At 49.2% G+C, this 21,767-nt stretch carries 22 protein-coding genes and 1 pseudogene; 15 read left to right on the top strand and 8 right to left on the bottom strand.

Features of this window, described 5'->3' with window-relative positions:
* Positions 1–175 precede the first annotated feature (175 nt).
* From O3276_RS06500 to O3276_RS06480, 5 genes are all read right to left on the bottom strand, one after another.
* The gene (locus O3276_RS06500) at positions 176–784 is read right to left on the bottom strand and encodes an epoxyqueuosine reductase QueH (RefSeq protein ID WP_269674908.1); all 609 of its coding nucleotides are present in this window, start codon (positions 782–784) and stop codon (positions 176–178) included.
* Between the two features lie 186 nt (positions 785–970).
* Positions 971–2,257, bottom strand: a complete 1,287-nt coding sequence (locus tag O3276_RS06495) for a hypothetical protein (RefSeq protein ID WP_269674907.1) — start codon at positions 2,255–2,257, stop codon at positions 971–973.
* On the bottom strand, positions 2,244–2,531 hold the full coding sequence (locus tag O3276_RS06490) for a chorismate mutase family protein (protein WP_269674906.1): 288 nt from the start codon (positions 2,529–2,531) through the stop codon (positions 2,244–2,246). Before O3276_RS06490 ends, O3276_RS06495 begins: the two co-directional genes overlap by 14 nt.
* Positions 2,494–2,742 (bottom strand): chorismate mutase, encoded by a 249-nt coding sequence (locus tag O3276_RS06485; protein ID WP_269674905.1) that lies wholly within the window; start codon positions 2,740–2,742, stop codon positions 2,494–2,496. Before O3276_RS06485 ends, O3276_RS06490 begins: the two co-directional genes overlap by 38 nt.
* A gap of 785 nt (positions 2,743–3,527) precedes the next feature.
* Positions 3,528–3,932, bottom strand: coding sequence for a hypothetical protein (locus tag O3276_RS06480; protein WP_269675945.1), 405 nt, complete (start codon positions 3,930–3,932; stop codon positions 3,528–3,530).
* A gap of 169 nt (positions 3,933–4,101) precedes the next feature.
* Here O3276_RS06480 and O3276_RS06475 point away from each other — a divergent pair, with 169 nt between their 5' ends.
* From O3276_RS06475 to O3276_RS06460, 4 genes and pseudogenes are all read left to right on the top strand, one after another.
* Entirely contained in the window at positions 4,102–5,160 is a 1,059-nt protein-coding gene (locus O3276_RS06475) for an RNA-guided endonuclease InsQ/TnpB family protein (protein WP_269674904.1), read from the top strand.
* A gap of 114 nt (positions 5,161–5,274) precedes the next feature.
* Positions 5,275–6,222, top strand: a complete 948-nt coding sequence (locus O3276_RS06470) for a 1-aminocyclopropane-1-carboxylate deaminase/D-cysteine desulfhydrase (RefSeq protein WP_269674903.1) — start codon at positions 5,275–5,277, stop codon at positions 6,220–6,222.
* Between the two features lie 13 nt (positions 6,223–6,235).
* Positions 6,236–7,116: pseudogene (locus O3276_RS06465) on the top strand (isocitrate dehydrogenase kinase/phosphatase AceK regulatory subunit); the annotation flags it as partial.
* Positions 7,111–8,028, top strand: coding sequence for an isocitrate dehydrogenase kinase/phosphatase-domain containing protein (locus O3276_RS06460; RefSeq protein WP_269675944.1), 918 nt, complete (start codon positions 7,111–7,113; stop codon positions 8,026–8,028). The pseudogene O3276_RS06465 and the gene O3276_RS06460, both read left to right, overlap by 6 nt.
* Positions 8,029–8,050: 22 nt before the next feature.
* Here the strand turns inward: O3276_RS06460 and O3276_RS06455 are convergent, their stop codons facing one another.
* The 3 genes from O3276_RS06455 to O3276_RS06445 form a co-directional block, all read right to left on the bottom strand.
* Complete coding sequence (locus tag O3276_RS06455) at positions 8,051–8,623, bottom strand: PhnA domain-containing protein (protein WP_269674901.1); 573 nt, start codon at positions 8,621–8,623, stop codon at positions 8,051–8,053.
* Between the two features lie 154 nt (positions 8,624–8,777).
* Entirely contained in the window at positions 8,778–9,782 is a 1,005-nt protein-coding gene (locus tag O3276_RS06450) for a DUF1853 family protein (protein ID WP_269674900.1), read from the bottom strand.
* Positions 9,783–9,854: 72 nt separating this feature from the next.
* Positions 9,855–10,043 carry a hypothetical protein gene (locus O3276_RS06445; protein ID WP_269674899.1) on the bottom strand — a complete coding sequence of 63 codons (189 nt, stop codon included), beginning with the start codon at positions 10,041–10,043 and terminating at the stop codon, positions 9,855–9,857.
* Between the two features lie 155 nt (positions 10,044–10,198).
* Here O3276_RS06445 and tnpA point away from each other — a divergent pair, with 155 nt between their 5' ends.
* From tnpA to pepN, 11 genes are all read left to right on the top strand, one after another.
* A complete protein-coding gene (tnpA, locus tag O3276_RS06440; RefSeq protein ID WP_269674898.1) occupies positions 10,199–10,633 on the top strand; it encodes an IS200/IS605 family transposase in 435 nt (144 codons plus the stop codon).
* 179 nt (positions 10,634–10,812) lie between these two features.
* Complete coding sequence (locus O3276_RS06435; RefSeq protein WP_269674897.1) at positions 10,813–12,651, top strand: ShET2/EspL2 family type III secretion system effector toxin; 1,839 nt, start codon at positions 10,813–10,815, stop codon at positions 12,649–12,651.
* A 710-nt stretch (positions 12,652–13,361) separates the two neighbouring features.
* Entirely contained in the window at positions 13,362–14,663 is a 1,302-nt protein-coding gene (locus O3276_RS06430) for a ShET2/EspL2 family type III secretion system effector toxin (RefSeq protein WP_269674896.1), read from the top strand.
* A complete protein-coding gene (locus O3276_RS06425; protein WP_269674895.1) occupies positions 14,663–15,322 on the top strand; it encodes an ankyrin repeat domain-containing protein in 660 nt (219 codons plus the stop codon). Before O3276_RS06430 ends, O3276_RS06425 begins: the two co-directional genes overlap by 1 nt.
* Positions 15,322–15,717: an ankyrin repeat domain-containing protein gene (locus O3276_RS06420; RefSeq protein WP_269674894.1), complete on the top strand. Its 396-nt coding sequence runs from the start codon at positions 15,322–15,324 to the stop codon at positions 15,715–15,717. The genes O3276_RS06425 and O3276_RS06420 overlap by 1 nt, the downstream gene beginning before the upstream one ends.
* A complete protein-coding gene (locus O3276_RS06415) occupies positions 15,717–15,869 on the top strand; it encodes a hypothetical protein (RefSeq protein ID WP_269674893.1) in 153 nt (50 codons plus the stop codon). Before O3276_RS06420 ends, O3276_RS06415 begins: the two co-directional genes overlap by 1 nt.
* 180 nt (positions 15,870–16,049) lie before the next feature.
* Positions 16,050–16,934 carry an NAD(+) kinase gene (locus O3276_RS06410; RefSeq protein ID WP_101747476.1) on the top strand — a complete coding sequence of 295 codons (885 nt, stop codon included), beginning with the start codon at positions 16,050–16,052 and terminating at the stop codon, positions 16,932–16,934.
* A 21-nt stretch (positions 16,935–16,955) separates the two neighbouring features.
* Positions 16,956–17,822, top strand: coding sequence for a rhomboid family intramembrane serine protease (locus O3276_RS06405; RefSeq protein ID WP_269674892.1), 867 nt, complete (start codon positions 16,956–16,958; stop codon positions 17,820–17,822).
* Positions 17,823–17,833: 11 nt separating this feature from the next.
* The gene (locus tag O3276_RS06400) at positions 17,834–18,103 is read left to right on the top strand and encodes a YeaC family protein (RefSeq protein WP_101747473.1); all 270 of its coding nucleotides are present in this window, start codon (positions 17,834–17,836) and stop codon (positions 18,101–18,103) included.
* Between the two features lie 75 nt (positions 18,104–18,178).
* Complete coding sequence (locus tag O3276_RS06395) at positions 18,179–19,057, top strand: DUF2797 domain-containing protein (protein WP_442876566.1); 879 nt, start codon at positions 18,179–18,181, stop codon at positions 19,055–19,057.
* Positions 19,058–19,097: 40 nt separating this feature from the next.
* Entirely contained in the window at positions 19,098–21,764 is a 2,667-nt protein-coding gene (pepN, locus tag O3276_RS06390) for an aminopeptidase N (protein ID WP_269674891.1), read from the top strand.
* Positions 21,765–21,767 lie beyond the last annotated feature (3 nt).

The following is a 21,767-nucleotide window of genomic DNA, read 5'->3' as shown; positions in this document are numbered from 1 at the left end:
CCCATTAAGAATTCTTATCTACCCACTTCTGTATGGTTGAATCATGGTGCTTTTGGAGTAACTTGCTGGTAAAAAGTTCCATCAAGGTACTACAATCAAGGCACTACAGTCAGTCCGTAGCTGCATGTTCACAGCGAGATCAAACGACACTGTTGAGGTTTTTGGGAGATGGTCGTCAGGAAGATTTAGCGATAATGGCGCAGTCCTCTTTTCCGTCCTGCGCATTGTTACTTTGGCCGTAAAAATTCACCAGTCTTTTTATCCGGCTGCGTCCCCGGGCCATTCGGAAGTGGTTGGTGTCCCTCAGGCTGTATACGCAGCCGCAGTATTCCTGTTGATAGAACGCTTCCCGTTTGGACAGCTCAATCATTCTCTGGCTGCCTCCTTGTTTACGCCAGTTGTAAGTCCAGTAGGAAACACCGGGGTAGTGCCCGGCAGAGCGGATGCCGCAGTCATTGATCTGTTCCATGTTCTTCCAGCGTGAAATACCCAGTGTGCTGGAGATCACCGTAAAGTGGTGTTCATAAGCATAAAGGGCGGTTCGTTCAAAGCGCATATCAAAACAGACGGTGCAGCGTTTGCCCCGTTCCGGCTCATTTTCCAGGCCCCGGGTGCGGGCAAACCAGTTGTCGGTATCGTAATCAGCATCAATAAACGGAATATTGAGTTTGTCACAGAACCGTTTGTTTTCATCCTTGCGCAGCCGGTACTCTTCAGCCGGGTGGATGTTCGGGTTGTAAAAGAATACGGTCTGCTCAATACCCGATGCCTGAATCGCTTCCATTACTTCACCGGCGCAGGGGGCACAGCAGGAATGCAGCAGGATTTTTCAGCACCATCAGGCATATTCAGAACAGGACGTTGATAATTTTCCAGGGAGAGAGGGGTGTTTTTCATGGCAGCCATACCGGTCTGACAGGTAGAGTGTTTACACAACCGGTAAGCATAGCAAAATATTGTCGTAAACCTTCTATCCAGCAGAAGAACTGATGGTTGAATCGCCCCTATTGGTAAACAGCATTTGTAATGTCTCCTGATGAGCCTCAAATAATTGATGGTAGTTTTGACAAAAGGCGTCTTCATTCGGTTCCACCAGTACCTCAAAGGAAGGCGCTATACCTTTTGCCCAACCGGGTAGGTAGTACCCATTGGCAGCACACAGTGCATGAATGATCATTTCTACAGTACCACCGGGTCCTCTGAACGTTGGTGCCAAGTGCACATACCACCAGTGAATGCGAGGGATTACCGAAAGGTCGCCAGCCATCGCCTGATCAATTAAACCCTGAACATGCTGTAACCCCGGATTCAGTTGATCAGGATCCGTATGGATAATTAAAGCAGAGCGCTTATTCTTGCCAACATAATGCAAATAACAGTCACCAAAAAAATATTCAATTCCAAAATTCTTGATTCTGGGGCTGGTCACTATTTGGGTTAGATAAACCTTATTCTCTCCTGCATTACCCACAACCACGCCATAATGTATATGATCCATTTCAAGGGGGGGGAGTTTATATTTGTCAGAGATGTGATTAATAAACCTTTCTCCTGCCCTGGTTTTGTGATTGATAAAGAATTTATTATAGGTCAGTGCAACCGCACGTTGTTTAGCAAAGGAATAAGTAGAGTCTAGTGGGGTGTGGGTACAAATGGGATGATTACTCACTGATTGCAGATTATTACGAAGAAGGCCAAATTCTTCAGCACAGTCATTATTTCTGGTAATCTCAATGTGTTTACGAGTATTAATTGCTTTCTTAATTAACTCTTCAGCAGTGATTGTCCTTTTAATAATACTGTCTTTTACCCGATCAACAAATAATCTGAATTCTGAGTTAAAAACATCTGGATCACCATATGGAAGCCAATTATCTCTTTTAACCAGATGATTGGAATTTTCCGGCCGAATCATCAAAGGTGACAGCAACAAAGGTGACAGCAACTGTTCATTTTTTACTGGCAAAGCCTCATTTTCTGGCGTTTTTTCAGGCATCTTGCTGGACTGCAGAGGATGGTCCAGGGGATTTTGCAGCATTTTGTCAGCAGTTACTGCTACTTTCCTAAGTGTGCCATCATCGGCTTGGGTGCATTGTTCAGGGGAATTACCGGTGGCATGCTGGATATTGACCATTAAATTTCGATTCGATAACTGTTTTACCGGTATTTTCTGATGTTCAACCGATGATGGCTGAGGGGGCAATGAAGATGAATTTGTCTGACCTGCAATAGTGGGGGGATGATTAATTGTGTTCACAACTTTGAATCCTCTGAAGACATTCAAACATTTTCTCTTTGTCGTCTTCGGACAGGTGCGTTGCATTTACCAACCTGACAAAGTCTTTCAGCATGTTATTATCAAATGTTCCTCCATTTTTAAGATATGCGCTGATTTGTCCCACGATCTGTTCACCAAGCTCTATAAGCCTGGGCCTGACCTCAGAATCCAGGTCACGGTATTTTTTATTTGCTGGCTTGGCAGAGGACCATTGATTAAAATATCCATATTGAATAGCCTTGGCCGCATTCATCTGTGCCTGAAAAAAAATGAGTGATGGAATCCCGGTCTAAACCAGCCTTCTCAGCATCACGCTGTGCCTTCTCAAGCACCAGTTTTTCTCTGGTCAAATCTTCAACAGCACGATCATTCGTGCCCTTGAAAAAGGCTACATCTTCCATGAAAGTCAGCCGCTGGTTGATTAACTCAAAGATTCCATGTAATTGCTGATTTTTGACTGGCAAAACCTCAGTTACTGGTGTTGTTTCAGGGGGGGGGGACCGGGCTGTAAAGTAAAGCTTGTAGAATTTACCAGCCTGGTTTGCGCAGTTGCATTTATTGCAACTTGTCGAAACGTGCAATCACTGGCTTGGGCACATTGTTCCGGGGAATGCGCGATATTTACCTTTAAATCTTTGTTCGATAGCTGTTTTACCGGTATTTCTTTATCTTCAACCGATGATTTATCTTCAACCGATGATGGCTGAGGATATTTGGAAGATGAACTTGTCGGATGTATCGTAGTGGATGCTTGATTAACTGGGTTCACTGATTCGAATCCTTTGTTAAAGAGGAGTAATAATTTTCCTCGATGCCAAACCATTTTCAGGCTAAAAAATCACCCTAACATGGGCTATCAAGCAACAAACTAACTATGTTGTCAGTAACTCTTACGGACAGTCATTTATGAGGCAGGTTCCGGCGCACATTCAGAGTGAGATAAGAAGAATGAGCAAGCAGCAGTAGTGCTGCGGGTAGAATGTTTTTCATGGCAGCCATACCAGTCTGACAGGTAGAGTGTTTACACAAGCGATAAGTCTAGGAGGCTGTCCGAGAATAGACTGCCCTACTGCGGTGGCAGCAAATTGGTCTAAAAAGTCGGAAATTTTTAGCAAATAGAACCACTATTCACTAAAAATTTCCGACTTTTTATCCTCAATTTTCTGTCGTCCTCGCTACGGGCGCTATTCTCGGACAGCCTCCTAGCAAAGTCGTCGTAAACCCTCTATCCATCAGCAGAACCGATGGTTCAAGCGCTCCTTTTGGTAAACAGCATTCGCAACCCCCCCTGATGAGCCTCAAATAATGTAGGGTAGTTTCGACAAAAGGCCTCTTCATTTGGCTCCACAAGTACCTCAATGGAAGGCGCTATGCCTGTTGCCCAACCGGGTAGATAGTACCCTTTGGCGGCACACAGTGCATGAATGATCATTTCTACAGTACCACCAGGTCCTCTGACCGTTGGTGCCAAGTGCACATACCACCAGTGAATGCGGGGGATTACCGAAAGGTCACCCGCCATCGCCTGATCAATCAAACCCTGAACATTTTTTAACCCCGGAATCAGTTTATCAGGATCCGTATGGAGAACTAAAGCAGAGCGCTTATTCTTACCAACATAATCCTCATCACTTCGACCAAAAAAATATTCTATATGATCATAAATCGCGTCAAACCCAGTACTTTCAGTGCTGGGAAGGATGGGGCCGCCTAGGTAGCGACCAGTTCGCTAGAACTGGCAAAATCACCGGAGTGCCGGACCATCGGAATGCCAAATTACAGTAAAAACAGGAACTTTTTGTAGTTTTTCAGGACGAAAAAATATGGCAAAAACGAAAACACTAAAAGTTCGGGTAAAAGACAAACACGCCAAATTACTCAGTAAAATGGCACGTTCGGTCAACTTTGTCTGGAACTATATCAACGAACTGAGCTTCCGTTCGATCAAAGAACGGGGTATGTTTTTGTCTGCCTATGACATACACCCTTACACCAAAGGCGCAGGGAGAGAACTCGGATTGCATAGCCATACTTTGCAGTGCATTGCTGCCGAATATGTGACTCGCAGGAAACAGTTCAAAAAAGCAAGGCTTAACTGGCGAAAATCCCGTGGTGTGCGACGATCTCTTGGCTGGATTCCGGTGAATACGAATGCTGCCCAATGGAAAAACGGTCAGGTCTTCCACAACGGCCACTATTTTTCAGTGCGGGACTCTTTTGGTCTTAGTGACTACAAATTCCGTTCTGCCAGTTTTAGCGAAGACTCAAGAGGCCGTTGGTATTTCAATGTTGTTGTTGATGTAGAGCCTGAAACATCGGAAGGAACACAGTCCGTCGGTATAGACCTTGGCTGCAAAGAGTCGGCCACCGATTCCAACGGTGATGGTGTTACAGGCCGTGAATACCGAATGCTGGAGCAAAAATTAGGTATCGCCCAAAGAGCCAATAACAAGCAAAGAGCCAAGGCGATTCACGCCAAAATCAAAAACAGGCGGCAAGACGCCTTACACAAATACAGCAGCAAACTGGTAAATGAGAATGCGGCCATCTTCGTTGGCAACGTATCCAGTCAGGCTATGTTGAAAACCAAAAAAGCCAAATCGGCTTTGGATGCCGGATGGGGATTACTGAAAACCATGCTGTCTTATAAGTGCGATCACGCAGGCGTGGTTTTTGAAATCGTCAACGAAGCCTACTCCACCCAGACTTGTTCGTGTTGTGGGGTAATTCCCGACAGCAGTCCGAAAGGTAGGGCAAGTCTTGGAATAAGAGAATGGGTCTGTTCAGAGTGCGGAGCTGAACATCAGCGTGACGTTAACGCTGCCAGAAACATTCTTGCGCTCGGGCATGAGCGTCTCGCTGGAGGAATCCCACTGCTTTAGCTGTGGGAGGATGTCAAGCAAAGAATAAGCAAGCGCGGTAGTGCTGCAAGAGTGCAAGAGCCAGCAGTGATGCGGGTAGGAGATGGCGGGATTTTCATCGGTAGAGCAGGAATTATGGAATTCGAATCTATTGAGCTATTGGCTAAGCCGGTTCCTGTTCAATCGGTGAATGCCGCGTGGCTATATGAAATGGGGGTATCCCTTGATATTTTGCGCCTGGATCAACTTGACCCCGAGATCAGCGGTAACAAGTGGTACAAGCTGAAACACAATCTTATTGCCGCGCAGCAGGAGGGCAAATCGGCCATTCTCAGCTTTGGTGGTGCCTGGTCCAACCATATTCATGCACTGGCTGCGGCGGGTCATCGGTTTGGCATGCCAACCATTGGCGTTATCAGGGGAGAACCGGGGGAATCTCTGTCAGCGACCTTGACCGATGCGGTTAACTGGGGAATGCAATTACACTACCTGTCCAGAAGTGATTATCGTCGAAAGAATGAAGCCGTCTTTGTTAACCATCTTTTGCATCAATCAGGTTTGTCAGCCCAGGGTGTGCTTGTTGTGCCGGAAGGCGGGAGTAATTTGTCCGGTGTGCAGGGTTGCCGCGAAATTCTGGCAGCCGGGGGCATCACTGCGGGGAGCTATGATGAGATCTGGCTGGCCTGTGGCACGGGGGCCACGCTGTCAGGGGTGGCGCTGGCTGCGGCAAAAGAGATGCCACAGACGCAGGTGACCGGTGTCGCCGTCCTTAAAGGAGGCGATTTTCTGCGCGGTGATATTCATCACTACACCAGGCAGGCATTGGCTAACTGGACACTGTTGACGGACTATCATCATGGCGGTTACGCTCGCACTACCGAGGCGTTGCTGTCGTTTATCAAATCCTTTGAGCAGGAGACGGCAATCCCTTTGGATCCGGTATACACCGGCAAAGTCATGTTTGCCATTCGGCATTCACTGGCGGAAAACCTGAAGCAAGGCCTTCCCTGCCGGGGTAGACGGCTGTTAATGGTTCATACCGGAGGGCTTCAGGGGCGGCGCGGAATTGGTATAAAAATATAAGAGCGGTGCAGTAATGAAAACTTCAATAGCCCGACAGATTGCCAGAATTGTTCTTGAAGGGTTCAGCGACTACCGAACACGCTTTACTGACATCACCCTGGGTGCCCGGGACCGTTTTCTGAAGGCGGACTGGAGTGCTGCGCAAAATGCTGCCTCTGACCGGATTAACCTTTACCAGGTTGCCGTCACCGATGTGATGACAACACTGGCATCACAGGTTGAAGCGTCCTATCTCAGCGACAGTAGCTGCTGGCAGGATGTGCATGGTGCATATCTGGATTTGATCTCTTACCGGACCGACCCGGAACTGGCGGAAACCTTTTATAACTCCATCTACCGCAAGGTGTTCAGGGGCGAAGCGGTGAACCCCCGTCACTGTTTTATTCAGTCGGAATTTGATGGTTTTAAAGTGCACAGCGCCAGGGGCATTTACCGATCCTACTGGTTTAATGACCAAAGCCAGCAGCAGGGGCTGGTCAGCCAGGTTGGCCAGATACTGGATGATTTTCAGTTTGAACTGCCCTGGGAGTACCGGCGCAGGGATATTCGCAATATTATCCATGCGTTGCAGAAAGCTCAGCCATCATGGGTTCGGCGCAGTAATGTTCGGGTGGATGTGCTGAAGTGGGTCTTTTATCGGAATAAAGCCGCTTACCTGGTGGGAAGGCTGGTGGCCGGTGACGACCTGCAACCGTTTGTTCTGGCGGTTCTGAATAATGAACAGGGTGCGCTCTACGTTGACGCCCTGCTCTGTGAAAACGACAGCGTCAGTGTGCTGTTCAGCTTTACCCGCTCTTATTTCCTGGTTGATGCCCGGATTCCCTCCGAGTGTATTGAGTTTTTGCACACGCTGGTGCCTGAAAAAAACGTGCTGAGCTTTATAACTCCATCGGTTTCTTCAAGCATGGTAAAAGTGTCTTCTATCGGGATTTTCTCCAGCATTTGCACCACTCTGCTGATCAGTTTGTCATCGCACCGGGTGTCAAGGGCATGGTGATGTCGGTGTTTATGCTGCCTTCCCTGGATATGGTGTTTAAAGTCATCAAAGATCATTTCGCTCCGCCCAAAGATATCAGCAAGGCCATGGTTAAAGACCGGTACTATCTGGTGAAAACCCATGACCGGGTCGGGCGGATGGCCGATACTCAGGAGTACTCCAATCTGATATTGCCCCGTTCCCGGTTCAGTGACGAGTTGTTGCAGGAGTTGCGGCTGGTAGCGCCCTCTACCGTTCTTGTCTATGACGATAAGGTGCTGATTCGCCATCTATATACTGAGCGGCGAATGATGCCTATGAATATCTATGTTGAACAGCTGGTTGACCATGGCAACGAGCAGGCACTGGAAGCGGTGCTTGATGAGTATGGCCGGGCGATCAAGCAATTGGCCGCTGCCAATATCTTCCCAGGCGATATGCTGCTGAAAAATTTCGGGGTCACTCGCCATGGTCGTGTGGTTTTCTACGATTACGATGAAATTATCTATCTGACCGAGTGCAATTTTCGCGAGATACCCGAGGCGCTCTATCCAGAGCAGGAAATGTCCGCTGAGCCCTGGTATTCCGTTTCACCGGGGGATATTTTTCCGGAAGAGTTTCCGGTGTTTCTGTTTCCTGATCTGGCCATCCGCAAACGTTTTACCCGTCTTCATGGTGATCTTTTTACCGCCAGTTACTGGCGCAGTGTTCAGCAGCAGATTACCCAGGGGCAGGTGATGGATGTATTGCCATACACGCCATCACTGCAACTGAAAAAACACCATGTTGACCGGGCTGCGTCCCGGCAAAAAACAGCGCCTGTGGTTTAACAGGCGCTACTTCTTATGGTGTTCACGCTTTTTTCAGGTACTTGGTCAACAGAACAATTCGGACACCATTGACACGGCCTTCGATCTGTTCAGGATTACCGGTCAAAGAGATATTGCGCACAGCAGTACCGCGCTTGGCAGTAAAGCCAGCACCTTTGACCGGCAGATCCTTGATCAGCGTGACGGTATCGCCCGCATTCAATACACTGCCGTTGCTATCCAGTGTGGGGGCTGCTGATTCTTCACTGCTTAATCCGGACTCTGCCCACTCACGGGTCTCATCATCCAGGTACATCATATCCACCAGGTCCCGGGCCCAGCCTTCCGATGACAGACGGTTGAGCAGACGAAATGCCATGACCTGAACGGCGGGCACCTGACTCCACATACTGTCATTCAGACAGCGCCAGTGATGAGTATCCATGGTATTTGACTGGTTGATCTGCCCAAGGCAGTTATCACAAACCAGAAGGCAGTGGTCCGGATGGGATGCATCGCTCTTTGGCGGCACAGGGTAAACGCTCAGATCATTTTTTGAACTGCACAGTTCACATTGAGCGCCGCTGCGCTCCATCAGAGTTTGTTCGATAGTCATAGGAGGGAATACTTGACCAAATGGAGGGGGGGGGGGGGTAGTATGCCTGTAATTTCAGAAATCTCCAATCAGGGACTTATCAAGTACTGCTGTAGAAATTTGCAGTTTTACTTTGAGGTATGAGTAATACATTGGGTCAGTTTGCCATTGATTGTCACCCATCGGTTTTTGCCACTTTCATCGCTCTCTCAGGCCAGTCATCAGGCACAATAAACAAATGCCTCTGCTGTTGCAGCACCTGATGGATTGCCCTGATATACACCGGTCGTTTTTGCGGTTGCAGTTGGCGTATCAGCGCATCATGATCGAGCCACTCTGCAACAGGGTTCTGATTCAACCACTGCAATTTCTGAGGTATCTGGAAGCGGACATCCCTGGTGATGGACCGGGTACCCAGAAGGAAATGGCTTTGGGTTAACCAATAACCTTTCAGGTGATTCTGGTTGCAATACTTGGGTGGCGGGCATTGCGCTGTTATATGCTGTTCTGCCTGAGTTATCAGTTGGATGTCGTTCAGTTGCGGTATGGCTGTTTTATCTGTGCGGTACAGGGGATAAAAAAGCCTTCCCTGTATCAGGATCTCTTTAGCAACCGGCTGGTCAATACCCAGCGTTAATAATGTTTCCTGTCCTTCATGGCGATCACTCAACAGGGCTTGATGATGCAGCAGGCGATCCATCTTGCGATCCAGGCGGTCCCTGAGCCCGGGGCCGACCCAATGTTGCCATGAAGACCCCACGGCATTGTCAGCTTCACCAAGCATACCCAGATAAAATTTAACGGCCAGTTCCCGATGGATAAACCGGTTTTTCCGCTGGTAGATAAGGTCATATTCACCCAGTGTGGCAGGCTGACCATTTTTCTCGCCATTCACCTGCAGGTTAGCGACGATGGTCTGGCTATCAGGCAGCTGGCTCAGCAGGAATTGCCATAAGGTTTCGTTGAAAATGCCGAGCAGGGGATTGCCTTTTTGGTTAACCAGACTTTCCAGAAGGGCCAGCTGCTGTTGATCAGGCATCACCGGGGCTGTTCCGGGCGGTAAGGGGGAGTCAAGCAATAGAGGGCTGGCCGTACGATTAAATAATGGCGGGCTGTTTTGTACCCACTCTACGGCCTGTTGTAGAGTATGATGTATGCTTTGATGTAAAAATCTGTTCATGACTAACGTATGCTAACTCATAGTCCAATGCGACATCACTGAGTTTCAAAACAATTTGACGATTGATTTCAGTCAGGAATATTTCCAGATATCCTTGTCCTTGTGATATCCAAGCCATTCGCCCACCATTTCAATGGTAATAACCTCGCTATCGCTGAGCTTGGGCTCATAGCCACGAGTACGTAAAGGTGTGGGAAAAAGCTTTTGGAATAAATCATCAATCAGACAAAAGACATTAATGATAAACTCTTCTTCAGGCATGACTGTCACCGGCTATTAAGCAATCTGTTTAGTGCACCGTGAAAACCCACGTCCTATGGACGTGGTCATGAATGGTTGGCTTCGCCTGCCATGAACTACCCATGCTACTCCTTATCTCTGAGTTGTCCCCACAACTACTAGAGATAGGAATTAGCATGAGTAGATTTGAAAAGTTAACGCATGTCATCTGGCATTGCCAATACCATATAGTTTGGGTGCCGAAGTATAGGTTTCGAGTTCTTACTGGTGTAGTAAAGGCGGAGGTGCATAACTGTATCCAGGTCTTTTGCAGCCAGCTTCAATGCAGGGTTGTAGAACTGAATATTCAGAATGATCATGTGCATTTACTGGTGAAAGTGCCCCCAAAAGTTTCGATCTCGCAACTTGTCGGAACGGTGAAAGGGCGGACGGCTCTGAGGTTGTTCACAAAATTCCCTTATCTTAAGAAGAAGCCTTATTGGGGTAATCACTTCTGGGCAAAAGGGTATTGTGTTGACACTGTTGGAGTTGATGCAGAAATGATTCGCAAGTATGTAAAGTATCAAGAGAAGAAAGAACGTCTCCAGCAGGAGATAGACTTTAGGAAATAACCTTCAATTTTGGGGCAACTCGCACCAGCCTTCTCAGAAGGCTGGCGGTTTCAGCCCCCTTTTAGGGGGCCCAAAGCAAAACCACGTTCTAAGAACGTGGATCATTTACTAGCGCAGATTAAGGTGTAGTCATGCCTTATGTGATGTCAAAAGTCGGCCTTCGCGTAACTCATTAGCCTATGTATAATATAAGTCAGAATCCACCTCGCTCATCTGCTGAAACACCCAAGAAGGATTTTCAATCTGTAAATGAAAAGACAATCCTCCCTGGATTTTTGCAGGCCATTAAGTCTGTTGTCCCAAAAAAAATTCTTGAGGAAAAGAAAAGTAAGCCCGCAAATGTTTTCCAACATACGTCTCTGATTAGCCGGAAAATCGAACAACTTAACCATCAGGGACGCACTTACCTGTTGCAGGTGGATAAGCCCTTGAGTGGCAATACACCCAAAGAATCCCTGACGGATGCCCTGCCGGTTAATACCACTGGGGTTTTGCAATACGTATCAAAAGGTGATCTGAGAAGATTCAACCGTAAAGCGAACAATCTCTTTGATCATAAACCGATTGCTTGCAGGCATTTGGCCTATGCGTTTGCTACAGGGAAGTTTGGCACGAAAGATGTTGGTAAATTCACGTCCATTGATCAGCTGGATAAAATTTCCCGTCACAGCGGTATTAAAACGGATCAGGCACTGCAAGACACCACTGTTGATGGACATAAAACTGCACAGGAAGGTTATTACTTTGACCGGGATGGCGTAGGCAAGGCAATTTATGTGGCTTGTCAACAGCAGCTGGCCGATGGCGAACAAAATAAAACCTATCTGTTTTCGTCATCGAATCATTTGATGGCTCTAAAGATAAACTGGTCGCCGGAGCGATCGGAGATAAAACTGGACTTCTATGATCCCAACGACACCCTGAGAGTCCGACGATTAATCGTCCCTGACCTGCAAACCCTGAAGGCGATTAAAATAGAGCACCTTGTCCCGGATTCTGATTTCATCAAATTATATTACCCCAAGCCTTATTTGGGTGGATGTTTAACCACAACAACAGTTGAGAGCCGGGCTGGTAGCTCATTGGTCAGGGTTCTGGCGGATATGAATCCGTCCATCCTGTTTTTAATGCTCACAAATGGACATTTTTCTTCGAAAATGGTCGTTCAATTCCTGGGGCAACTGAACCGGCTTGATCCATATCATCAAAAGATTGCCCTGATGGCGAAATCCTTCAAGGGTTTTCCCGGGCTCTACGCAGCACTGGAAAATGGCCATGGTGAGTGCGTCAAAGGCTACCTGAGTCTGGTCATGGCCAGCCCCTTGAGCGACGAGTTCAAACAGCACCTGCTGATGGCGAAATCCCCAGATGGTTTTCCCGGGCTCTTCACGGCACTGGCAAATGGCCATGGTGAGTGCGTCAAGGGTTACCTGAGTCTGGTCATGGCCAGCCCCTTGAGCGACGAGTTCAAACAGCACCTGCTGATGGCGAAATCCCCAGATGGTTTTCCCGGGCTCTTCTTGGCACTGCAAAATGGCCATTGGGAGTGCGTGAAGAGTTACGTGGATTTGGTCATGGCCAGTCCCTTCAGCGACGAGTTCAAACAGGACCTGCTGATGGCGAAATCCCCAGATGGTTTTCCCGGGCTCTTCTTGGCACTACTGGACAATGGGCTTGTTGAGTGCGTCAAAGGTTACCTGAGTCTGGTCATGGCCAGCCCCTTGAGCGACGAGGTCAAACTGAATTTGCTGATGGCGAAATCCGCGGATGGTTATCCCGGGCTCTTCGCGGCACTGGAAAATGGTAGTGATGAGTGCGTCAAGGGTTACCTGAGTCTGGTCAAGGCCAGTCCCTTTAGCGACAAGGTCAAACACCACCTGCTGATGGCGGCCCGGGGCGATAGTATTTCCGGACTCTGCGTGACACTGGAAAATGGCAAACGGGAATGCTTGAGAACGTATGTTATACAGGTTATCAATAGCAGCTTAAGTGATGTTTCAAAACAATTTGACGATTGATTTCAGTCAGGAATATTCCCCGATTGCTGAACGGGTTTTCTCTCTGAATAATTGAAACCTATGTGCACCCCAATCACGATGTAAACGCCAATCAAACCCACGTACTTCAGAATCAAACTCCAGACTGAAATGATTAGCCTCCCGGGAAAGTGGAGGCTGATATGGCAAAAAAACTACCACCGACCAGATCGATTTCCAACAATATGCTGTCCTATGATGTCCAACATATTAACGATTTTCTGTTCCAGCCAGTCACCCGATGCTTCCAGCAACGTCTGAAGGAATGACACCAGCGTTTCCTGAGCAAAGCTTGTTCCCCGGTTTCTTTCCCTTCGTAGGCAGCCACAGCAAAATCAAGCAATGCGCTACTGCCAAGACATATCAAAACAAGGATTCTGAGAATCGGGAAACCAAGCCCTTTTTTTGGGTGCCGGGCTGAGGATATTCTTTCTGATTTTTCACAGAGGGCTGGCCGTACGATTAAATAATGGCGGGCTGTTTTGTACCCACTCTACTGCCTGTTGGAGAGTGTGATGTATGCTTTGATGTGAAAATCTGTTCATACTGACGTTTATATACTATTACATGGTTTCAAGGTAATTGATGGGTTCTTTTATCAATGGCCTCCAAACTCCGTTCGTCCTGAGGAGCTGAAGGACGCTAAGAGAGAAAGGAGATTGTACACATCAAAATCATCGAAATAATGTACTATGGATAATATCAGTCAGAATACACCTTGTTCATCTGCTGACATACCTCAGAAGGATTCTCAATCTGTCAATGAAGCGACAGTCCTCACTGGATTTTCGCGAGTTGTTAAGTCTGTTGATCCAACAAACATTCCCGGGGAAAAGAAAAGTCAGTCTGCCAATGTTCCCCAACATGTATCTCTGATTCGCCGTAAAATCGAACAACTGAACCATCAGGGACGTACTTACCTGTTGCAGGTGAATAACCCCCCGAAGAGTGGCAATACACCCACAGAATCTTCGGCCCTGCCTGTTAATCCCTTCGGGATTTTGCAATACCTGTCAAAGGGCGACCTGAGAAGGTTCAACGGCAGGGCGAACAATCTCTTTGATCATAAACCGATTACTTGCAGGCATTTGGCCTATGCGTTTGCTACAGGCAAGTTTGGCACGAAAGAGGTTGGCAAATTCACGTCCATTGATCGGCTTGATAAAATTTCCCGTCACAGCGGTATTAAAATGGACCAGGCTCTGGAAGACACCACGGCTGATGGCTATAAAACGGCACAGGAAGGTTATTACTTTGACCGGGCTGGTTTAGGCCAGGCAATTCATGCAGCTTGTCAACAGCAGCTGGTCGATAGCGAACAAAATAAAACCTATCTGTTTTCGTCAATGAACCATGTGATGGCTCTAAAGATCAACTGGTCGCCTGAGCGACCGGAAATAAAACTGGCCTTTTATGATCCCAACGACACCCTGAGAGTCCGACGGCTCATCGTCCCTGACCTGCAAACCCTGACGGCGATTAACATAGAGCACCTTGTCCCGAATTCTTATTCAATCAAATCCTATTACCCCGGGCCTTCTTTGGGGGGATGTTTAACCACGACAACGGTGGAGAGCCGGGCCGGTCACTCGTTGGTCAGGATTCTGGCGGATATGAATTCGTCCATCCTGTTTTTAATGCTCAGAAATGGCCATTTTTCTGCACAAATGGTGGATCAATTCATGGGGCAACTGAACCGGCTTGATCCATATCATCAACAGATTGCCCTGATGGCTAAAAATGACCATGGTGTACCAGGACTGCATATAGCATTACAAAAGGGCCATGGGGAGTGCGTCAGGAAATACCTGGATTGGGTCCTGGCCAGCGCCTTGAGCGACGAGGTCAAACAGGATCTGTTGCTGGCGAAATCCGACAGTGGTTTTCCCGGGCTCTACATAGCACTGCAAAACGGCCAAGGGGAGTGCGTGAAGAGTTACCTGGATTGGGTCATGGCCAGCTCCCTGAGCGACGAGGTCAACAGAATCTGCTGATGGTGACGTCCCCCAGGGGTTATCCCGGGCTTTTCGCAGCACTGCGAAATGGCCATGTTGAGTGCGTCAGGAATTACCTGGATTGTGTCATGGCCAGCCCCTTCAGTGACGAGTTCAAACATAACCTGCTGATGGCGAAATCCCCCAAGGGTTTTCCCGGACTCCTTGAAGCACTGCGATATGGCCATAGTGAGTGCGTCGCGAGTTACCTGGATCGGGTTCTGGCCAGCGCCCTGAGTGACGAGATCAAACAGGACCTGATCAGGGCGAAATCCAACGATGGTTTTCCCGGGCTCTACGTAGCACTGCAAAATGGCCATGTTGAGTGCGTGAAAAGTTACGTGGATCGGGTCCTGGCCAGCTCCTTGAGCGACGAGGTCAAACAGGACCTGCTGATGGTCAAATCCCCCAGGGGTTTTCCCGGACTCTGCGTGGCGCTGCTGAAAGGCCATGGGGAGTGCGTCAAGAGTTACGTGGATCGGATCCTGGCCAGCTCCCTGAGCGACGAGGCCAAACAGAATCTGCTGAGTGCGAAGTCCGACAGTGGTTATCCCGGGCTCTTCATGGCACTGGAAAACGGCCAGGAGGAGTTTGTGCAGAGTTACCTGGATCAGGTCCTGGCCAGCTCCCTGAGCGACGAGGTCAACAGAATCTGCTGATGGCGACATCCTCCAAGGGGTTACCCGGGCTCTACGTGGCACTGCAAAATGGCTATGTTGAGTGCGTCAGGCGTTACCTGGATCGGGTCCTGGCCAGCTCCTTGAGTGACGAGATCAAACAGAACCTGCTGAGGGCGAAATCCAGCGATGGTGTTCCCGGGCTCTTCGAGGCATTGCAAAATGGCCATGGTGAGTGTGTCAAGAGTTACTGTAGGCGGGTGATGGACAGCACCTTCAGCGACGAGATCAAACTGGATCTGCTGCTGGCGAAATCCGGTAAGGGTTTTACGGGGTTGTTCAAGGCACTGCAAAATGGCCATGAGGCGTGCGTCAGGGATTACCTGATTGTGGTCATGGCCAGTCCTTTCAGCGATGAGGTCAAAAAAAACTGCTGATGGCGATCTGGGGCGATGATATTTCCGGACTCTACGTGGTACTGGAAAATGGCAAACGGGAATACTTCGAGACCTATGTTACACAGGCTATTGATAGCGTCTTAAGTAACGATTCAAAACAATCAAAGATATCGTCGCCTCAGGCTAACTGAATGACCTTGTCCCGGATTCTGATTGCATCAGGTTCTATTATCCCGAGCCTTCTTAGGGTGGATCTTCGCTCTATTGTCTTTAGTAGAACCTGTTGAAGAGTATGATGTATGCTTTGATGTAAAAATCTGTTCATGACTAACGTATACTCACTCACATTCTAAGGCGACATCACTGAGTTTATGGAACACTTCAAAATTGTCGGAGTAACCGGCCGCCAGGGGCGTATTCAGGTGGAGGATACTCTAAGACATCTGGCAGACTTTCTGCAGCAGCGGGGGGTGACCGTAGTTCTCGATGAACAGCTGGACGGTCTGTTGCCAGGTCACTCCTTTTCCATGATCAGCCGTGAGCAAATGGGGCAGCAGTGTGACCTGGTGATCGTGGTGGGTGGTGATGGCAGTATGCTGGGCGCTGCCCGCACACTGGCGCTGTACGATATTCCCGTGATCGGTATCAATCGCGGGCGGTTGGGATTTTTGACCGATATCTCCCCGGATGAGCTGGATGACCAGCTGGCAGAAGTGCTTGAGGGACGTTATCTGGCCGAGAGTCGTTTTCTTCTTGAGGCCCGGGTTCGCCGCCAGGGCAAGGTGATTGGCCAGGGGGATGCGCTGAATGATGTGGTGCTGCACCCCGGTAAGTCGACCCGAATCATTGAGTTTGAACTGTATATCGATGGGCAGTTCGTCTATAAGCAGCGGGCTGATGGACTGATTATTGCCACGCCAACCGGTTCAACCGCCTACGCGCTGTCTGGCGGTGGTCCCATTATGCACCCGAGGCTGGATGCCATTGTTCTGGTGCCCATGTACCCCCACATGTTAACCAACCGTCCCCTGGTGGTGGATGGCGATAGCGAGCTGAAACTGGTGATTCGCCATGAAAACACCATATCCCCGCAGATCAGCTGTGATGGACAGATTCATATCACCTCGGCACCGGGGGATGAAATCACGATTCATAAGAAGTCTCAGCGTTTAAAGCTGCTGCACCCTCTGAACCATAATTTTTATGAGTCCTGTCGTTCCAAGTTGCGTTGGAACTATCAGGAAGAGCGTTGTTAATTCAAGGACTTTTTTCACATTATGCATAGGGCATTGGAACTCCCCGGAGACATCGACCTGAGCGACCTATCCTACTTTCTCTATGCCCGGGGGATTCCCCATAAGGTCACAGAAGAGTCAGGCAAACAGGTGGTCTGGACTGAGAATGAGGAAAAGTCCCGTATTGTCACCAGCCTTTATCAGCAGTGGCAGTCCGGTGATTTACAAGTGCTGGCAGCGCCCCCCAGGGCCGGTGTGAATGCGGGTGCTTGGCTCAAGAGTATTCCCTGGCAGAGCATACCGGTCACCTTGCTGTTTATGGTGGCCTGCATGGTGGTCGCACTGATCACCCGGGCCGGTGCCAACTGGCAGGCAATAGCCTGGTTCGCCTTTATTCCCTTCGAGGTTGCTAATGGTTATCTCTACTTTGGCAGTTTTGGCATGGGGCTTGAGCAGGGGGAATACTGGCGGTTGATCAGTCCGATCTTTCTGCATTTTGGCCTGAGCCATCTGGCGTTCAATATGCTGGCTCTGTATATTTTTGGCAGTCGGCTGGAGACTCGTCAGGGGGGCATTCATCTACTGGCCATCATCGTCTTTACTGCGGTGATTTCCAATATTACCCAGTACTTCTGGGCTGGGGATGATACTATTTTTGGCGGCTTTTCCGGTGTGGTGTATGGCCTGATGGGGTATTGCATGACCCGGGAAAAGGTAGACCGGAACTGGCAGTTTGGACTCCCGCCGTTTTACTACGGCTTTATGCTGACCTGGCTGGTGGTGGGTTATACCGGCGTTCTGGGTACTATTGGTTTTGGTAATATGGCCAATGCCGCACATACCGGCGGCCTTGTGGCAGGTTGTCTGCTGGGTGCCATTGCCGGTTTACTGTTTAAAGAAAAGGATTGAGATTCGATACCATGCAGTTAGATGCTTTTCTGGAGAAGATGACGCCTGCTATCCATCAGGCACTGAAGTTGGCCCTGGAACTGGGTAAATGGCCTGATGGACGGGCCATGACCGAAGAAGAACGGGATGTCAGCCTGCAGGCGGTGATTGTTTATGAACACGAACACCTGCCAGAGTCACAACGGGTCGGCTATATGCCCGGCAAGTGCAAATCCGGTGGTACATCTTCGAAAGAGGACAGCTCTGCTGAAGAGGCCACCATCCTTCGTTTCAGGAACTGAAGACTCTCTATTTATGTTGATGTCGCTCTGTTGGTTAATAACAGGGCCGTTCTTACCCTACACAAGAGTACAACTGTGTCCGAAAGTACCATCACCGGATCGCTCAGCAAAATGCATTCAGACCTGTTGACCGGGACTGACAACAGCAAGAGCCAGGTTACCTACCAACTGCCCGTTGGCGAGCAGCTGCTGCCATTGAATGAGCTGCTGGGACAGAAGTTGTCCATGCAGTACCAGGGGGAAATTCATTGCTGTCACTGTGGCCGGAAAACTAAAAAGAGTTTTAACCAGGGCTTCTGCTATCCCTGTTTTAAAAAGCTGCCCCAGTGTGACAGCTGCATTATGAGTCCGGAAAAGTGCCATTATCATCAGGGTACCTGCCGTGATCCCGCCTGGGGAGAGACATTCTGTATGACAGATCATGTCGTCTATCTGGCCAACTCATCCGGTCTGAAGGTTGGCATTACCCGGGCAACCCAGGTGCCAACCCGCTGGATTGATCAGGGTGCCACGCAGGCCATGCCATTTATCCGCGTGGCGACCCGTCAGCAATCGGGGCTGCTGGAAGTGATTTTCAAGGAATTTATCAATGACCGGACCAACTGGCGGGCTATGCTGAAGGGGCCCGCTGACCCTCTGGACCTGCAGGATACCGCCCGGGAACTGTTGGACATGAACCATAGTCGGATTACCGCATTGCAGGAGCAATTTGGCATTCAGGCGATACAACCTTTGGTAGATGTAAAGTCAGTAGATATTGACTCTTCTGCCGTACTGAATATTGATTACCCGGTGATTGAATACCCCGCCAAAGTAACATCCCGATCTTTTGACAAGGAGCCGCTGATTGAAGGCACGCTATTGGGTATCAAGGGACAGTATCTGATTTTTGATAATGGTGTGGTCAATATTCGTAAACATACCGCCTATGAGGTGAGCGTGGCTGTAAATTAATCACAGTCCCTGTGCAAACGCTTATGACAAAGACAACAGGATGGACAAGATGAAAGACTCGCAACCAAAAGCGATTTACCTGAAAGATTATCAGGCACCTGACTACTGGATTGATCAGACCAACCTGACCTTTGATCTCTTTGAAGACCATGCGCTGGTTACCTCAGTGCTGAGTATTCGTCGTAATCCTGATAACCCGTCAGCCAGCGCTGCAGAAAACGTTCAGGAGAACAAGCTTCCTGAGCTGGTACTGGTGGGGGATGACCTTGAACTTCTTTCTCTTGAAATGGATGACCAGCCATTCACGGACTTCAGGGAAGAGGACGGTTTTCTCAGGATTGCCGCACCCACAGAAGCGTTCACTTTAAAAACCGTCTGCCGCATCAAGCCCCAGGAAAACACCTCCCTGGAAGGGCTCTATAAATCCAATGGCATGTTTTGTACCCAGTGCGAGGCAGAAGGTTTTCGCAAGATTACCTACTACCTGGACCGTCCTGATGTGATGTCCCGGTTTATCACCCGAATCACCGCCGACAAGGCAGCGTATCCGGTGCTGCTCTCCAATGGTAATGATATTGAGCGTGGCGAACTGGACCATGGCAGGCACTTTGTCACCTGGGAAGACCCCTTCAAAAAGCCAAGCTACCTGTTTGCTCTGGTCGCGGGTAATTTGCAGTATGTGGAAGATCACTTTACCACCATGAGTGGCCGTGAGGTGACGCTGAGGCTGTTTACCGAAGCGCACAATATTGACCAGTGCGATCATGCCATGATCTCTCTGAAGAAATCCATGCAGTGGGATGAACAGGTCTATGGTCGTGAATACGATCTGGATATTTTCATGATCGTCGCCGTTGATCATTTCAATATGGGGGCCATGGAAAACAAAGGGCTGAATATCTTTAATTCAGCCTGTGTGCTGGCCAGTCCGGAAACGGCGACAGATGCCCGCTTTCAGCGGGTTGAAGCGATTGTTGCCCACGAGTATTTCCACAACTGGTCCGGTAACCGGGTGACCTGCCGGGATTGGTTTCAGCTGAGCCTGAAAGAAGGTTTTACCGTGTTCCGGGATTCGGAATTTTCCGCGGATATGAACTCCCGGGGGGTAAAACGCATTGAGGATGTCAATATTCTCCGTACCGCCCAGTTTGCCGAAGATGCCGGGCCGATGGCGCATCCGGTAAGACCTGAGTCGTTTATTGAGATTGCCAATTTCTACACCGTCACCGTTTATGAAAAAGGGGCGGAAGTCGTACGGATGATCCATGGCATTCTCGGGCCAAAGGATTTCCGTAAAGGGTCAGATCTTTACTTTGCCCGCCATGATGGTCAGGCCGTGACCTGCGAAGATTTTGTCAAAGCCATGGAAGATGCTTCTGGTCGCGACCTGGGGCAGTTCCGTCGCTGGTACAGCCAGGCAGGTACGCCAGTACTTAAGGTCAGTGATGAATACGATGAAGAGAACAGGCAGTACCGGCTGACCATTGAGCAATCCTGTCCTGCAACACCTGGGCAGAAGGAAAAGCTGCCGTTCCATATTCCGGTGCGTATCGGCCTGCTGGACGGAGAAGGTGAGGATCTGCCGCTTAATAACGCCGGAGACACTGATCAGGTACTGGATGTCAAACAGGACAAGGAAACCTTCACCTTTGAAAATATAGAAGAGCGCCCACTGCCTTCTATATTGAGAGGGTTGTCTGCGCCGGTGCGGGTCCGGTATGACTACTCCCGCGATGACCTGCTGTTCCTGATGGAAAACGACAGCGATCACTTTAACCGCTGGGATGCCAGCCAGCGTCTGGCCAGTGGTGTGATTGATGAAATGGTGGCGGCCCTGGAACAGGGCAGGGAGTGCAGCCTGGATGAAAGCCTGATCAAGGCGTTTGGGACGATTATCACCGATGAATCGCTGGATCTGGCGGTGAAAGCGGAAATGCTCTCTTTGCCATCGGAAGCGTCCCTGGCGGAACAGGCGATTGAGGTTTACCCACAGTTTATTCATCAGGCACGCCTGACCGTCAAGAGTGCGATTGCCTATGCGCACCGTGAGTCGCTGGAAACTCTGTGGCGCTCTTTAAGCATCAATAAGCCTTACCGACCTGAAGCAGAAGATATTGCTGAACGCACGCTGAAAAATATCAGCCTGTCCTATCTGACCAGCCTGGATGATAAAGGCATGTTGGCGCTGGCGGAGCAGCAGTATCACGGTGCGTCCAATATGACCGATCGTTTTGCGGCACTGGTCAGTATCGTTAATGCTGGCTGTCAGAATCGGGAGCTGGTTGAGGAAGTGCTGGCGGATTTCCTGGAACGTTATCAGGACGATACCAATGTCATGGACCAGTGGTTGTCGGTCCAGGCCGCCAGCCCATCACTGGGAACCCTGGAACATGTTCTGGCACTGATGCAGCATGAGATTTTTGATGCCACCAGTCCGAATAAACTGCGTTCTGTGCTGGGAGGTTTTGCCGGCAATATGAAGCAGTTTCACCGTGTGGATGGCCTGGGGTATGAGTTCCTGACGGATCAGCTGCTGGATCTTGATAAGAAAAACCCGCAGATTGCTGCACGGCTGATGACGCCTTTAACCCGCTGGCGTAAATTTGAGCCTGGCTGTCGTGAACGTATGCGTAAGGCATTGGAGAGAATTAAAGCAACGCCCGGCCTTTCTTCTGATGTTTATGAAGTAGTCACCAAGAGCCTCTGATGT

The organism is Endozoicomonas sp. GU-1, from assembly GCF_027366395.1.
Lineage (GTDB): Bacteria > Pseudomonadota > Gammaproteobacteria > Pseudomonadales > Endozoicomonadaceae > Endozoicomonas.
This window is presented reverse-complemented; position numbering and strand designations above follow the sequence as displayed.

Excerpts from the sequence above, each read along its gene's own strand:
- O3276_RS06500 (WP_269674908.1), bottom strand. The coding sequence starts at position 784 with ATGGAAGCGATTCAGGCATCGGGTATTGAGCAGACCGTATTCTTTTAC.
- O3276_RS06490 (WP_269674906.1), bottom strand. The coding sequence starts at position 2,531 with ATGAATGCGGCCAAGGCTATTCAATATGGATATTTTAATCAATGGTCC.
- O3276_RS06475 (WP_269674904.1), top strand. The coding sequence starts at position 4,102 with ATGGCAAAAACGAAAACACTAAAAGTTCGGGTAAAAGACAAACACGCC.
- O3276_RS06470 (WP_269674903.1), top strand. The coding sequence starts at position 5,275 with ATGGAATTCGAATCTATTGAGCTATTGGCTAAGCCGGTTCCTGTTCAA.
- O3276_RS06455 (WP_269674901.1), bottom strand. The coding sequence starts at position 8,623 with ATGACTATCGAACAAACTCTGATGGAGCGCAGCGGCGCTCAATGTGAA.
- O3276_RS06450 (WP_269674900.1), bottom strand. The coding sequence starts at position 9,782 with ATGAACAGATTTTTACATCAAAGCATACATCATACTCTACAACAGGCC.
- O3276_RS06445 (WP_269674899.1), bottom strand. The coding sequence starts at position 10,043 with ATGCCTGAAGAAGAGTTTATCATTAATGTCTTTTGTCTGATTGATGAT.
- tnpA (WP_269674898.1), top strand. The coding sequence starts at position 10,199 with ATGAGTAGATTTGAAAAGTTAACGCATGTCATCTGGCATTGCCAATAC.
- O3276_RS06435 (WP_269674897.1), top strand. The coding sequence starts at position 10,813 with ATGTATAATATAAGTCAGAATCCACCTCGCTCATCTGCTGAAACACCC.
- O3276_RS06430 (WP_269674896.1), top strand. The coding sequence starts at position 13,362 with ATGGATAATATCAGTCAGAATACACCTTGTTCATCTGCTGACATACCT.
- O3276_RS06425 (WP_269674895.1), top strand. The coding sequence starts at position 14,663 with ATGGTGACGTCCCCCAGGGGTTATCCCGGGCTTTTCGCAGCACTGCGA.
- O3276_RS06420 (WP_269674894.1), top strand. The coding sequence starts at position 15,322 with ATGGCGACATCCTCCAAGGGGTTACCCGGGCTCTACGTGGCACTGCAA.
- O3276_RS06415 (WP_269674893.1), top strand. The coding sequence starts at position 15,717 with ATGGCGATCTGGGGCGATGATATTTCCGGACTCTACGTGGTACTGGAA.
- O3276_RS06410 (WP_101747476.1), top strand. The coding sequence starts at position 16,050 with ATGGAACACTTCAAAATTGTCGGAGTAACCGGCCGCCAGGGGCGTATT.
- O3276_RS06405 (WP_269674892.1), top strand. The coding sequence starts at position 16,956 with ATGCATAGGGCATTGGAACTCCCCGGAGACATCGACCTGAGCGACCTA.
- O3276_RS06400 (WP_101747473.1), top strand. The coding sequence starts at position 17,834 with ATGCAGTTAGATGCTTTTCTGGAGAAGATGACGCCTGCTATCCATCAG.
- pepN (WP_269674891.1), top strand. The coding sequence starts at position 19,098 with ATGGACAAGATGAAAGACTCGCAACCAAAAGCGATTTACCTGAAAGAT.